Origin of the sequence: Micromonospora sp. WMMD1219, assembly GCF_049315215.1 — a bacterium.
Taxonomy (GTDB): domain Bacteria; phylum Actinomycetota; class Actinomycetes; order Mycobacteriales; family Micromonosporaceae; genus Micromonospora; species Micromonospora tulbaghiae.
In genome coordinates this window covers 1,833,357-1,845,542 of the sequence record NZ_CP186057.1, presented here as the reverse complement: position 1 = coordinate 1,845,542, position 12,186 = coordinate 1,833,357, and the positions used below count along the sequence as shown (strand labels likewise).

Sequence of the window (12,186 nt, the reverse complement as noted above, 5' to 3'; positions counted from 1 at the left end):
AAGGGGTGTGCACCATGGCCGCCCCGTCGGGAAGGAAGTCGGTGGCACAGATGAACCGCAGGCGGGCCCTGCAACTGCTGGCCGCGCTGGGCACCACCGGACTGGCGGCGGGGTGCGGCTCCGGAGACGACTCCGGGGAACAGGCCGGATCCGGCAGCCCGATCAAAGTCGGACTGATCGTGCCCGGGAGCGGGGCGAACAAGGCCATCGGCGACGAGATCACCAACGGCTTCCAGCTCTTCCTCAGCATGCGCGGTCAGCAGATCGCCGGCCACCCGGTCACGCTCGTGACCGCCGAGGAGGGCGACACCGCCGCCACCGGCAAGGCCGCCGTCGACCGGCTGCTCTCCGAGGGCGTGCTCGCGCTCACCGGCGTGGTCAGCCCGACCGTGATGACCGGCATCAAGGACGCGGTCGAGGAGGCCCGGGTGCCCCTGCTGGGCTCCAACGCCTCCCCGTCGACGCTCCAGGGCGTCGTCTACATCTGGCGCACGTCGTACGTGCTGACCGAGCCCGGCGAGGCGCTCGGCGAGTACCTGCGCCAGAAGCTGGACGCCTCCAGCCGGATCGCCATCTTCGGCACCCGCGGCCCCGGCAGCCAGGACGTCATCGAAGGGCTGCGGCGCGCGTACGAGCGGGGCCGCCGGCTCACCGAGGACCCGATCTTCACCGAGGACGACCCCAACCCCTCCCGGTCGCTCTACTCCGGGCCGATCCGCAAGGCGCTCGGGCGCAAGCCGGACGCGGTGTTCTGCCACTACTCCGGCGCCCAGGCGGTGCAGTTCGTCAAGCAGCTCTACGCCCAGGGCTACCGGGGGCCGATCTACGCCCCCGGCTTCCTCACCGAGGGCACCGCGCTCGACCAGCTCGACGACGGGGAGAAGGGCCGCGAGCGCAAGCTCATCGAGTCGTACGGCATCGAGACCGCGCTGAACTACTCGGCCGACCTCAACAACACCGCGAACCGGATCTTCGCCTCGGCCTACCGGAAGACGTTCAACTCGGCGCCCACCACGTACGCGATGGCCTCCTACGACGCCGCGCTGGTGCTGGACAAGGCGATCCGGCTGGCCGGCGGGAACCCCTCGCCGCAGCAGGTCAACCTGGCGCTCGGCAAGGTCGGCCAGGTGGACAGCCCGCGCGGCACCTGGCAGTTCAACCAGACCCGTACGCCGCAGCAGAAGTGGTACCTCCGCCGGGTGCAGACCGACGGCCGGCTGCTCTCCAACGTCGTGATCAACGAGCTGGCGACGCTGGGCTGACCGGCCCCCGTACACGCGCAAGGGCGGTCTCCCACCGGGAGGCCGCCCTTCGCGTCGAGGCGTGGCTCAGTGCCGCAGCTCGGCGATGCAGCACTTCACGCTGCCACCGCCCTTCTTCAGCTCGGCCAGCTCCACCGGGACCGGGTGGTAGCCGGCGGCCTTCAGCTTGCCGGCGAGCCGGGTCGCCTCGTTGTTCAGCACCACGTTGAGCCCGTCGCTGACCAGGTTCAGGCCGAACGCCAGCGCGTCCTCGTCGTCCGCGACGATCCCGTCCGGGAACAGCTGGGCCAGCACCTTCTGACTGGCGGCGGAGAAGGCCCCCGGGTAGTAGACGATGTTCTCGTCGTCGATCGAGGCCAGCGCGACGTCCAGGTGGTAGAAGCGCGGGTCGACCAGGTGCAGCGAGACCACCGGCCGCCCGAGCGCCTCCTGCGCCTCGGCGTGCGCGGCCGGCTCGGTCCGGAAGCCGTACCCGGCGAGGACCAGGCCGCCGTGCGCCTCCGGCAGGTACGCGAAGTCACCCTCACCCTCGTTGGTCTCGCTCGGCGCGATGAACCGCCAGCCGTGCTGCTCGTAGAACGCCCGGTGCGCGGCGGCCTCGGCGGACCGCTGCTCGTGCTTGAACCGGGCGCCGTAGACGGTGCCGCCGACCACGAACGCGCCGTTGGCCGCGTAGACCATGTCCGGCAGGCCCGCCTCGGGAGTCAGCAGGTGCACCTCGTGGCCCAGCCCGACGAGCGTCTCGCGCAGCCGGTCCCACTGCTTGACCGCCAGGTCGGCGTCGACCGGCGTGGTCACGTCCATCCACGGGTTGATCGCGTACTCGACCGTGAAGTGCTCGGGCGAGCACATGAGATATGTCCGCTTTCGCGAGACTCGCTGCTGGTTCACGGTCACCAAGAGTAGGTACGGTACAAATTTGGTAACAGCCACAAGCATTGCTTCCCAGGAGCAGAACGTTGCAGATAGACACGGTCGACCAGCGAATCATTGCGTTACTCGTCGCGGATGCTCGCGCCTCGTACGCGGACATCGGCAACCGGGTGTCACTCTCCGCCCCCGCCGTCAAACGACGGGTCGACCGACTCCGATCCGCCGGGGTGATCCGCGGGTTCACCGCCGTCGTCGACCCGGCCGCCGTCGGCTGGACCACCGAGGCGTTCGTCGAGCTGTTCTGCGCCGGCCGGACCACCCCGGCGCAGATCGGCGCCGCCGCCCGCCGGCACCCCGAGGTGGTCGGCGCGTACACCGTCTCCGGCGAGGCGGACGCGCTCGTGCACCTACGCGCCGCGGACATCTCCCACCTGGAGGAGGCGCTGGAACGGCTGCGCGCCGAATCGTTCGTCACCTCGTCCCGCAGCACCATCGTGCTCTCCCGGCTGGTCGAGTCCCCCGGCGTCGGACCGTCGACGCCTTGACCTCAACCTCGCTTCATGTCGTGCACTGGTGACCGGCTCGAAGCGAGGGGGCGGTATGCGTGCGGTGTGGCTGCGGGAGTTCGGCGGACCGGAGATGCTCGTGCCCGGGACGGCACCCGACCCGGCACCCGGACCGGGCCAGGTGCTCGTCGACGTGGCACACGCGAACATCACGTTCGTCGAGACCATGTTCCGGGCCAGCGGCTTCGGGCCGTTCGGCGCCGAACTCCCGGTGATCCCCGGTAACGGGGTCGGCGGCACGATCACCGCACTGGGACCGGACGTCGACCCGGCGCTCGCCGGCCGCGTCGTGGTCACCGCCACCGGCGGCACCGGCGCGTACGCCGAGCGCGTCGTGGTCGGCCAGGGCGCGCCTGTCCCCGTACCCCCGGGTTTGGCGCTCGACGCGGCGGTGGCGCTGATGGCCGACGGCCGGACCGCCCTGATGCTGGCCCGCGCGGCCGGGCTGCGGCCGGGCGACCGGGTCCTGGTCGAGGCGGCGGCCGGTGGCGTCGGATCGCTGCTCACACAGCTGGCGGCGGCGGCCGGCGCCACTGTGGTGGGCGCCGCCGGCGGCGACCGCAAGGTGGACGTGCTGCGCGCCGCCGGCCTCGACGTGGTCGTCGACTACCGGCGGGCCGGCTGGACCGGCCGGGTCCGGGACGCCGTCGGCGCCGTCGACGTGGTGTTCGACGGCGTGGGCGGGCCGCTCGCCCGGGAGGCGTTCGACCTGCTGGACCCCGGCGGACGGATGCTCAGCTTCGGGCTGGCCGGCGGCGCCTGGGCGGACATCCCGGCCGAGTCCGCCGCCGCACGCGGAGTGACGCTGCTGAGCCCCCGGCCCAGCCCGGACGAACTGCGCGCCCTCACCGAGGCGGCACTCGGCGAGGGCGCGGCCGGGCGGCTGCGGCCGCTGATCGGGCAGCGCTTTCCGCTGGAACGGGCCGCCGCCGCGCACGCCGCGATCGAGGCCCGGGAGACGGTGGGCAAGACGCTGCTCGACGTACGGTGACCGGGCTCAGAGGTACATGCCGGTGCGGTGCTCCTCGGCCCGGGCCGGCTTGTCGCCCTCACCGAAGAAGCGCTTGCCGCCGAACTCGCCGTGCAGGCGGTCGTCCAGCTCGTCCGCGAGACCGGTCATCACCTGCACCGCGAGCATCAGGTGAGTGGGCTGGAAGTTGCGGCCGAACACCGGGATCGACGCCCACACCGTGTCGTCCGCGCAGTACAGCCGGCCGATCGGCATCCGGTTGGTCAGCTCGGAGAGCTTCACGTACAGGCGCTCGGTCGGTTCGACCTCGGTCAGCACCGGCGAGAACACGTCCACCAGCGGCGGGTTGTCGCGTACCCGGACGAAGACCATGGCCGAGCCGGCCCGGATGTTGATGTCGCCGTCGGAGTCGACCTGGAGCTGGTCGGACGCCGACTTCAGCATGGTCGACACGACGGTGCGGACCCGCTCCTCCAGCGCCAGCACGTCGTTCTCACCGGACTGCGCGGCGGCCGCCGCGGCCAGCGCCTCGTCCAGGTCGGCCTCGACGTCGCGGTCCGGGCCGAACTCGCTGCGGGCGGTACCGAGCGGTTCCACCGGCAGCGCCTCGCCCTCGGCGTCGTGCACCAGGTAGACGAGGAAGGCCGGATGCGGGGCGCCGTAGACGTCCCGCAGCGTCCGGGACAGCACGGCGGCCAGCCGGGTCGCCTCGTCGACGCCGCAGTCCAGCCCGAACTGCTCCCCGGAGCCCGGCACCACACCCGGCGGCGACCAGCCGAGCGCCACCATGTCGGCCACCGCGGCCCGGTCCAGCCGGTAGCCCTGCGGCAGCGTGGCGTTTCCGACCGCGCGGGCCGACAGACGCCCCTCCTCGCCCGCGTCCACGCTCACCGAGTAGACGGCGTCGCCGGTCCCCGAGGCGGTCGGGTCGAGCGTGACCTCCAGGTGCCCACCGGCGGGCAGCCCGCGCAGCCGGTCGGCGAGCGCCCGGGCGAACTCCCGCCAGGCCTCGGTGACCTTGGCCCGCAGATCAGCAGTGGTCGGCTCGTCGAGCAGGATCGACTCGTGGTGCTGCTCCGGCGCGCCGCCGGTGGCCTGATGCGCCGACGCGGCGCCGGTGGCGTGGTGCTCCGGCGCGCCGCCGGCAGGCTCGTCGACCGGCTCCGAGGGGTGGTCTGCCGTCATGATCGCCTCCGTCCGTTCCCGCCACCCTACCCAGGCGCGAAGGGGACCGAATCCCGCGCGAGGCGCTAATCCTCAGGCGTGGAACCACCCAGGTCCACCGGCCAGGAACCGGCCAGCGCACTGAGCCGCTCGGCCGCCGCGGCCGGGTCCGCGCCGCGCCCCACCGCCAGCCCCAGCAGGTACGCGGTGACCGGCGCTCCCGGCCGGACCACCTGGTGGGCCACGTCCCGGGCCACGTCGAGCACTGTCGGCACGGGCACCCCCGCCGGGTCCAGGTCCAGTTCGGCGCAAACCGCCGTGACCCAGTCGTCCAGCACCGTCATCTCGTCCACTCCTCCGCCCGGCGTACGTCCTCGTCAGTGTCGCAGTCGAACCACGGCGGCGGCCCCGAGCCGGACCAGGACACCTCGCGTACGGCGACACCGGCCAGCAGCCCGCGTACCGGCGCCCCGTCGAGCGAGCCGCCCCGCGTCGCGGCGAGCCGGTCGAGGGCGGCCCGCAGGGCCGGCACCCGCCAGACCGCGCAGAGGTACTGGCGGCGGCCGTCGCCGTCCACGTAACAGGCGAGCGCGGCGTATGGACCGCCCAGGGTCTCCCGCCGGGCGGCGGCCGGTGCGTCTTCCGGCCCGGCGGCTGCGGCGGCGAGCGCGGGCGGGTCGTCGCGGGACTGACAGGCGGCGAGCGCAGGCGGGTCGTCGCGGGACTGACAGGCGGCGAGCGCAGGCGGGTCGTCGCGGGACTGACAGGCGGCGAGCGCAGGCGGGTCGTCGCGGGACTGACGGGCGGCGAGCGCGCGTCGCAGCTCGGCCACCGCTGCCGCGGTGAGTAGCGGCAGGTCGGCGGCGAGCACGGCGACTGTCGTCGTACCGGGGTCGAGCCACGCCAGCCCGGCTGCCGTAGCGGCCACCGGACCGCCCCCGGGCGGCTCTTCCCGGGCCGTCCGGACTCCCTTGGGCAGCGGGCCGGACGAGCCGACCACGATCCGCTGGTCCGCGTCGGCCACCGCGTCCAGCACCCGGTGCAGCATCGGCCGGCCGCCGACCGCCCGGGCCGGCTTGTCCACCCCGCCCATCCGCCGGGCCGCGCCACCGGCGAGCAGGATCGCCGCGTACCCCGTCACCGCCTCACAGTAGCCACAGCCACGACCGCCGCCTCCCGGCTCGGGTCGGCGCCCGGCGTTGTTCGGCGGTTTTCCGACGTTGATCCACTGCTTTTCGCCGGAGTGGTGGCATCCATTGGCCTCCGACACCGCCACTTCGCCGAACTCGTGTCGATCATCGGGGTTGGGTCGGCCGGCCGGGCGGGCCGGCCGGGGGCCGGGGTGGGGTGGGGTGGGGTGGGTGAGGGTGGGAAGGCCTGGGGCGAGGTGCGGGCGGCGGGGTGGCCGGGGAGGATGGCGGCATGGGACGGGCGACGGATCGGCGTGGTGTGCTGCGGATCGACCTCGACGCGGCCGGGGACGGCCGGGGGCGGATCCGGCGGCAGGACACCCTGGCCGTGGAGGAGCCGCTGGAGATCCGCGTCGGCGCGGCCGGCCCCGGCCGACGCCGGCCGCTGGCGGTGACTATGCGTACGCCCGGCGACGACCTGGACCTGGCCATCGGCTTCCTGCTCACCGAAGGGCTGATCCGGTCGGCGGAGGACGTGCACACCGCGCAGCTCTGCGCCGGGGCGGAGACCCCGAACACCTACAACGTGGTCGACGTGGTGCTCTCGCCCGGAGTGCCGGAACCCGTCACCGACCCTTCGCGCAACTTCTACACCACCAGCTCGTGCGGCGTGTGCGGCAAGGCGAGCATCGAGTCGGTGCGGACCCGCTCGCAGTTCGCGGTGCAGGACGACCCGTTGGTGGTCACCGCCGACCTGCTCGCGGGGCTGCCGGACCGGCTGCGCGTCGCGCAGCGCGCCTTCGACCGCACCGGCGGCCTGCACGCCGCCGGCCTCTTCACCCCCGACGGGGAACTGGTCGTGCTGCGCGAGGACGTCGGGCGGCACAACGCGGTGGACAAGGTGCTCGGCTGGGCCACCCGGGAAGGGCGGCTGCCGCTGGCCGGGCACGTGCTGCTGGTCTCCGGACGGGCCAGCTTCGAACTCACCCAGAAGGCGTGGATGGCGGGCGTGCCGCTGCTCGCGGCGGTGTCCGCACCGAGCACGCTCGCGGTCGAGCTGGCCGAGGAGGCGGGGATGACGCTGGTCGGCTTCCTGCGCGGGCCGACCATGAACGTCTACACCGGGGCGGCGCGCGTCGGCGGCTGACGGCCAGGCAGCACCGGACATCGGCGGGACGGGCGTCGGCGGCCCGGTGGGCGGCTGACCACCGGGTGGCTGACGGCTCACCGGCGTGGCCGGCGTCGGCGGCGCCGCAGCACCGCGCCGTCGCCGGAACCGGGCCACCCGTCCAGCGCGGACGGGGCGACTCCGCGCCGGAGCGCCTCGTCGAGCAGCACCGCGAGCGAGTAGCCGGGGTGGGCGGACAGCACCCGTTCCAGGGCGACAGCCGCCAGTGCCCCGTGCCCCGAGCGCCAGGCGGCGAACGCGAGCAGGCATCCCGGCGCGGCGATCAGGTCCGGCTCGGCGCGTCGCAGCACGTCGGTCCAGAGGCTGATGTCCTCGTCCCGGCCGTCGGTGCGGGACCAGGCGTGGTCGCGTACCTCGACGTGGGTGAGGAGCACCGTCAGCCAGGCCACCTCGTCGTCGTCCAGCCGCTCGCCGCGCCGCTGCCGCCGGAAGGCGGCTCGCACGGCCGCCGTGCCCGCCGTCCGCACGGCCCGCGGCTCCCCACCCGATCCGGCACCGCCGTCCGCGACCGGCGACCGCCCATCCGACCCGGGACCGTCGGCCAGGACCAGCTGCTCCCCGCCCGACCCGGGACCGTCTGCCGGGACAAGCGGCTCCCCGCCCAGGCCGGGACCCTCCGCCGGGACCAGCGGCTCCCCGCTCAGCCCGGGACCGTCGGCCGAAACCGGGACGGCCTCGCCCAGCCCGGAGCCGTCGCCCGGAACCGGGGACTTCACGTACGGCCCGGAGCCGTCGGCCGGTGCTCCGCTGAGCGGGCTTTCCGCCGACGATGAGGACGGCCGTCCGGTGAGCGCGGCCAGGCGGAGGCGTGCCCGCCCGGTGGCCCGGCGCATGGCGAGCCGGACCGGCCCGTCGAGCGGGGACACCTGCGCCGCGAGCGCGGCCCGGTCGGGCAGGGCCACCTGACCGGCGAACACCGCCGCCGCGCTGACCTGGCTGGCGGCCGGGTCGTACAGGGTGCCCTCGGGCGGGCAGCAGGACGGCTCGGCGCACAGGTACGAGAACCAGCGGCCCTCGGTGACCCGCAGCGCGTCGAGCACCACCACCCCGGTGGCGGTCAGCGCGTCGCCGATCGCGTCCACGACGCCTGTCACCCGGGCGGCCGGACCGTAGCCGACGACAGTGGCGGCGTCGGCGTCCTGCCGGGCCACCACGTGCGCCAGGTGCCGGGCTGCCGGGCCGGGGTCGGCTCCGGGCGCGGGCAGGTCGCCGCGGGCGGCGAAGACGACGCGCCGGCCGCGTACGGCGACCACCACGACGCTGTCGGCGGGATGGAAGCCGAGCAGGTAGGGCACGGCCGCGACCATGTCGGCCGGCGAGCGGACGGAGAGGCGCGCTGGCTCGGTGGAGTTCATGCCGGGAGCGTGGGCGGTCGCGGGTCACCGCGTCCGCCCCTGTGGACGACACGCGGTCCGTCCACAGATACGGAGCGTATCGGTCCAGGTCAGCGGTGATCGACGGCGCTTCTCGGCACACGGATGTCCGGGGTAACCGCTACCTTGCGCTCATGGACCTGGCATACCTGCGGGCACACCCGGAGCACCTGCCGACCTTCCTGACCCACCAGCGGATCCGGGAGACCCCGGTCTCCGGCGGTGACATCTGCGCGGCCTCCCGGCTGACGCTCGACGACGGGCACTCGGTGTTCGCCAAGACCTGGCCGGAACGGGCCGCGCGTGCGCTGCCGGAGGGCTTCTTCGCCGCCGAGGCGGCCGGTCTGCGCTGGCTGCGCGAGGCCGGCTCGGTGCCCGTACCGGATGTGCTCGTCGCCCTGCCCGACCTGCTGGCGCTCGACTGGGTGGAGCCCGGCGAACCGACGCCGGAGGCCGCGGAGGTGTTCGGCCGCGACCTGGCCGGGCTGCATCGGGCCGGGGCACCCGCGTTCGGCGCGGACTGGCCCGGGTTCATCGGCGCGCTGCCGCAGGACAACACGCCCGGCCCCGGTCCCTGGCCGGACTGGTTCGCCCGGCACCGGCTCCTGCCCTACCTGCGCATGTCGGTCGACGGCGGCGCGCTCGACGACGCCGGGGCGGCGCTCGTCGAGCAGGTCGTCGACCGGATCGGCGAGTTCGGCGGTGACGAGCCGCCGGCCCGGCTGCACGGTGATCTCTGGCCCGGCAACCTGCTCTGGGGCGCCGACGGCCGGGTCTGGCTGGTCGACCCGGCCGCGCACGGCGGCCACCGCGAGACCGACCTGGCGCAGCTCGCCCTGTTCGGCGGCCCGCCGCACCTGGACCGGATCACGGCCGCCTACCGGGAGGCGTGGCCGCCGGCTGACGGATGGCGGGAACGGGTGCCGCTGCACCAGTTGCATCTGCTGCTCGTGCACACCGCGATCTTCGGCGCGGCGTACGCGGACGCGGTGCGCTCGACCGCCCGTGCCGCCCTCCGTGGGCCCGACCGCGCTACGGTCGACAGATGAGCGCCCCCGGGACGAGCGACGGCGTCCTCGCCGACCGGTACGGCCGTGTCGCGCGGGACCTGCGGGTCTCGCTGACCGACAAGTGCAACCTGCGCTGCACCTACTGCATGCCGGCCGAGGGTCTGCCCTGGCTGGCCGGTCCGCAACTGCTCACCGACGACGAGATCATCCGGCTGGTGGGTGTCGCGGTGTCGCGGCTCGGCATCACCGAGGTGCGCTTCACCGGCGGCGAGCCGCTCATCCGCCCGGGCCTGCCCGGCATCGTTGCGGCGGTCGCCGCGCTCACGCCCCGGCCGCGCATCTCGCTGACCACCAACGGCATCGGCCTGGCCCGGATGGCGCCGGCGCTGCGCGCGGCCGGGCTGGACCGCGTCAATGTCTCGCTGGACACGCTGGACCGCGACCGGTTCACCGCGCTGACCCGCCGTGACCGGCTCACCGACGTGCTCGCCGGGCTGGCCGGCGCGGCGGAGGCCGGGCTGACCCCGGTGAAGATCAACTCGGTGCTCATGCGCGGCACGAACGACGACGAGGCGCCGGAGCTGCTGCGGTTCGCGCTCGCGCACGGCTACGAGCTGCGGTTCATCGAGCAGATGCCGCTCGACGCCCAGCACGGCTGGGACCGCTCGACCATGGTCACCGCCGACGAGATCCTGGCCTCGCTGCACGCCGCGTTCGCGCTGACGCCGGACCCGTCCGAGCGGGGCGCGGCACCGGCCGAGACGTGGCTGGTGGACGGCGGGCCGGCCCGCGTCGGGGTGATCGCCAGCGTGACCCGGCCGTTCTGCGGCGACTGCGACCGCACCCGGCTCACCGCCGACGGCCAGGTACGCAACTGCCTGTTCGCCACCGAGGAGTCGGACCTGCGCGGCGCGTTGCGCGACGGCGCCGACGACGAGGAACTGGCCCGCCGCTGGCGTGCCGCGATGTGGGCCAAGCGGGCCGGGCACGGCATCGACGACCCGGCGTTCCTCCAGCCCGCGCGCTCGATGTCGGCGATCGGAGGCTGAGGATGGAACTCACGGTCCGCTACTTCGCCGGCGCCCGCGCGGCCGCCGGACGATCCGAGGAGACCGCATCCGCCGGCCGGTCCCTGGACGAACTCCTCGATGACCTGGCCGCCCGGCACGGCGAACGCCTCGCGGTGGTGCTGAAGGCGGCGAGTTTCCTGGTCGACGGCGTGGCCTGTCATGATCGACGGGCACTGTTGCCGGCCGGGGTGACGGTGGACGTGCTGCCGCCCTTCGCAGGCGGCTGAGGGGGACACACGTGCTGGCCATGGCGACATTCCTGGGCTTCGTCGTGCTCGTGATCGGCCTGATCCACTTCTACCTGTGGAAGCGGCTGGTCCGGGACACCACGCGCCCCGGGCGGTGGCGCCGGGCCGGTGGCGTGGCGATCGCGGCGCTGGCGGTGCTCGTACCGGTGACCATGGCCGGCACCCGCAACGGCTGGTACTGGCTGGCCTGGCCCGGCTACCTCTGGGTCGCGCTGATGTTCTACCTGCTGGTGCTGCTGCTGGTGCTGGAGGTGCCGACCGCGGTGGTCCGGCTGGTGCTGCGCCGCCGGGCCCGCTCGGCGGTCGCCGCCGGCCCGGAGCCCGAGCCCGCACTCGTGGGCGCGGCGACGGCGGAGGGCGCGACGCCGCCGCCGGTCGACCCCGCCGACGCGCCGCCGGCCGGTACCCACGCGCCGGACCACGACCCCTCCCGGCGACTGCTGCTCGCCCGCGGAGCGGCGATCTTCGCCGGGCTCACCGCCGCCGGCGTCACCGGGTACGGCGTCCGCACCGCGATGGGTCCGCCGCAGCTCGACCGGGTGCAGATCCCGCTGGCGAAGCTGCCCCGGAGCATGGACGGCCTGCGTATCGCCACGGTCTCCGACATCCACCTCGGGCCGTTGCGCGGCCGGGCGCACACCGAGCGGATCGTCGCGATGATCAACCGGATGGACGCCGACCTGGTCGCTGTGGTCGGTGACCTGGTCGACGGCACGGTGGCCGAGCTGGGCGAGGCCGCCGAGCCGCTGCGTGACCTGCAGTCCCGGTACGGCAGCTTCTTCGTCACCGGCAACCACGAGTACTACTCCGGCGTGGAGGAGTGGGTCCGCGAGGTGGACCGGCTCGGCCTGCGCGTGCTCCAGAACGAGCGGCTGGAGATCCAGGCCCGGGGCGGCGTGCTGGACCTCGCCGGGGTGAACGACGTGAGCGCCGCCGGCACCGGGGTGGCCGCACCCGCCGACTACGCCGCCGCCCTCGGCGACCGTGACCCGAGCCGGCCGGTGGTGCTGATGGCGCACCAGCCGGTGGCCGCGCAGGAGGCCGCGAAGTTCGGCGTCGACCTCCAACTCTCCGGACACACGCACGGCGGCCAGATGGTGCCGTTCAACCTGGCGGTGAAGCTCGAACAGCCGGTGGTCTCCGGTCTCGGCGAGGTCGACGGCACGAAGGTCTACGTCACGAACGGCGCCGGTTTCTGGGGCCCGCCGGTGCGGGTGGGCGCGCCTCCCCAGGTGACGCTCGTCGAGCTGCGCGCTCAATAGCGTGCATGGGCCGCCGAGTCCAGCACCGCATTGCTCAGGTCACCCGTACGCGTGGCGACGGGCGGGCGG

Annotated in this window: 13 protein-coding genes; 8 read left to right on the top strand and 5 right to left on the bottom strand. The window is 74.3% G+C overall.

From position 1 onward, the window contains the following. Positions 1 to 41 precede the first annotated feature (41 nt). Positions 42 to 1,262: an ABC transporter substrate-binding protein gene (locus tag ACN27C_RS08895; RefSeq protein ID WP_422750907.1), complete on the top strand. Its 1,221-nt coding sequence runs from the start codon at positions 42 to 44 to the stop codon at positions 1,260 to 1,262. A 66-nt stretch (positions 1,263 to 1,328) separates the two neighbouring features. Here the strand turns inward: ACN27C_RS08895 and ddaH are convergent, their stop codons facing one another. Then, positions 1,329 to 2,162, bottom strand: coding sequence for a dimethylargininase (gene ddaH / locus ACN27C_RS08890; protein ID WP_422750906.1), 834 nt, complete (start codon positions 2,160 to 2,162; stop codon positions 1,329 to 1,331). Between the two features lie 59 nt (positions 2,163 to 2,221). On the opposite strand from ddaH, the gene ACN27C_RS08885 reads away from it, so the two are divergent. Together ACN27C_RS08885 and ACN27C_RS08880 are read left to right on the top strand one after the other, a co-directional pair. Then, positions 2,222 to 2,680, top strand: a complete 459-nt coding sequence (locus ACN27C_RS08885; RefSeq protein WP_422750905.1) for an Lrp/AsnC family transcriptional regulator — start codon at positions 2,222 to 2,224, stop codon at positions 2,678 to 2,680. A 55-nt stretch (positions 2,681 to 2,735) separates the two neighbouring features. After that, on the top strand, positions 2,736 to 3,692 hold the full coding sequence (locus ACN27C_RS08880; RefSeq protein ID WP_422750904.1) for a zinc-binding dehydrogenase: 957 nt from the start codon (positions 2,736 to 2,738) through the stop codon (positions 3,690 to 3,692). Between the two features lie 6 nt (positions 3,693 to 3,698). On the opposite strand, the gene ACN27C_RS08875 is transcribed toward ACN27C_RS08880, so the two are convergent. From ACN27C_RS08875 to mobA, 3 genes are all read right to left on the bottom strand, one after another. Then, positions 3,699 to 4,856 carry a T3SS (YopN, CesT) and YbjN peptide-binding chaperone 1 gene (locus tag ACN27C_RS08875; RefSeq protein WP_422750903.1) on the bottom strand — a complete coding sequence of 386 codons (1,158 nt, stop codon included), beginning with the start codon at positions 4,854 to 4,856 and terminating at the stop codon, positions 3,699 to 3,701. A gap of 65 nt (positions 4,857 to 4,921) precedes the next feature. Further along, positions 4,922 to 5,179 (bottom strand): DUF6457 domain-containing protein, encoded by a 258-nt coding sequence (locus ACN27C_RS08870; protein WP_013289326.1) that lies wholly within the window; start codon positions 5,177 to 5,179, stop codon positions 4,922 to 4,924. Continuing rightward, positions 5,176 to 5,976 (bottom strand): molybdenum cofactor guanylyltransferase, encoded by an 801-nt coding sequence (mobA, locus tag ACN27C_RS08865; RefSeq protein ID WP_422750902.1) that lies wholly within the window; start codon positions 5,974 to 5,976, stop codon positions 5,176 to 5,178. Before mobA ends, ACN27C_RS08870 begins: the two co-directional genes overlap by 4 nt. A 281-nt stretch (positions 5,977 to 6,257) precedes the next feature. Between mobA and fdhD the strand changes: the two genes are divergently transcribed. Further along, the gene (fdhD, locus tag ACN27C_RS08860; RefSeq protein ID WP_120572559.1) at positions 6,258 to 7,112 is read left to right on the top strand and encodes a formate dehydrogenase accessory sulfurtransferase FdhD; all 855 of its coding nucleotides are present in this window, start codon (positions 6,258 to 6,260) and stop codon (positions 7,110 to 7,112) included. Between the two features lie 77 nt (positions 7,113 to 7,189). Here the strand turns inward: fdhD and ACN27C_RS08855 are convergent, their stop codons facing one another. Beyond that, positions 7,190 to 8,509 (bottom strand): DUF4192 domain-containing protein, encoded by a 1,320-nt coding sequence (locus ACN27C_RS08855; protein WP_422750901.1) that lies wholly within the window; start codon positions 8,507 to 8,509, stop codon positions 7,190 to 7,192. A 152-nt stretch (positions 8,510 to 8,661) separates the two neighbouring features. On the opposite strand from ACN27C_RS08855, the gene ACN27C_RS08850 reads away from it, so the two are divergent. Genes ACN27C_RS08850 through ACN27C_RS08835 form a run of 4 tightly spaced genes read left to right on the top strand, consistent with a single transcriptional unit; the run spans position 8,662 to position 12,117 of the window. Beyond that, positions 8,662 to 9,576: a fructosamine kinase family protein gene (locus tag ACN27C_RS08850; RefSeq protein WP_120572557.1), complete on the top strand. Its 915-nt coding sequence runs from the start codon at positions 8,662 to 8,664 to the stop codon at positions 9,574 to 9,576. Next, positions 9,573 to 10,586, top strand: coding sequence for a GTP 3',8-cyclase MoaA (gene moaA, locus ACN27C_RS08845; protein ID WP_120572556.1), 1,014 nt, complete (start codon positions 9,573 to 9,575; stop codon positions 10,584 to 10,586). Before ACN27C_RS08850 ends, moaA begins: the two co-directional genes overlap by 4 nt. A gap of 2 nt (positions 10,587 to 10,588) precedes the next feature. Further along, positions 10,589 to 10,834 carry a MoaD/ThiS family protein gene (locus tag ACN27C_RS08840; RefSeq protein WP_013289332.1) on the top strand — a complete coding sequence of 82 codons (246 nt, stop codon included), beginning with the start codon at positions 10,589 to 10,591 and terminating at the stop codon, positions 10,832 to 10,834. Positions 10,835 to 10,854: 20 nt separating this feature from the next. Beyond that, positions 10,855 to 12,117 carry a metallophosphoesterase gene (locus ACN27C_RS08835; protein WP_422750900.1) on the top strand — a complete coding sequence of 421 codons (1,263 nt, stop codon included), beginning with the start codon at positions 10,855 to 10,857 and terminating at the stop codon, positions 12,115 to 12,117. Positions 12,118 to 12,186 lie beyond the last annotated feature (69 nt).

Bases quoted from the DNA above. Each gene is read 5' to 3' on its own strand.
- ACN27C_RS08880 (WP_422750904.1), top strand. From the start codon at position 2,736: ATGCGTGCGGTGTGGCTGCGGGAGTTCGGCGGACCGGAGATGCTCGTG.
- ACN27C_RS08875 (WP_422750903.1), bottom strand. From the start codon at position 4,856: ATGACGGCAGACCACCCCTCGGAGCCGGTCGACGAGCCTGCCGGCGGC.
- ACN27C_RS08870 (WP_013289326.1), bottom strand. From the start codon at position 5,179: ATGACGGTGCTGGACGACTGGGTCACGGCGGTTTGCGCCGAACTGGAC.
- fdhD (WP_120572559.1), top strand. From the start codon at position 6,258: ATGGGACGGGCGACGGATCGGCGTGGTGTGCTGCGGATCGACCTCGAC.
- ACN27C_RS08855 (WP_422750901.1), bottom strand. From the start codon at position 8,509: ATGAACTCCACCGAGCCAGCGCGCCTCTCCGTCCGCTCGCCGGCCGAC.
- ACN27C_RS08850 (WP_120572557.1), top strand. From the start codon at position 8,662: ATGGACCTGGCATACCTGCGGGCACACCCGGAGCACCTGCCGACCTTC.
- moaA (WP_120572556.1), top strand. From the start codon at position 9,573: ATGAGCGCCCCCGGGACGAGCGACGGCGTCCTCGCCGACCGGTACGGC.
- ACN27C_RS08840 (WP_013289332.1), top strand. From the start codon at position 10,589: ATGGAACTCACGGTCCGCTACTTCGCCGGCGCCCGCGCGGCCGCCGGA.
- ACN27C_RS08835 (WP_422750900.1), top strand. From the start codon at position 10,855: ATGGCGACATTCCTGGGCTTCGTCGTGCTCGTGATCGGCCTGATCCAC.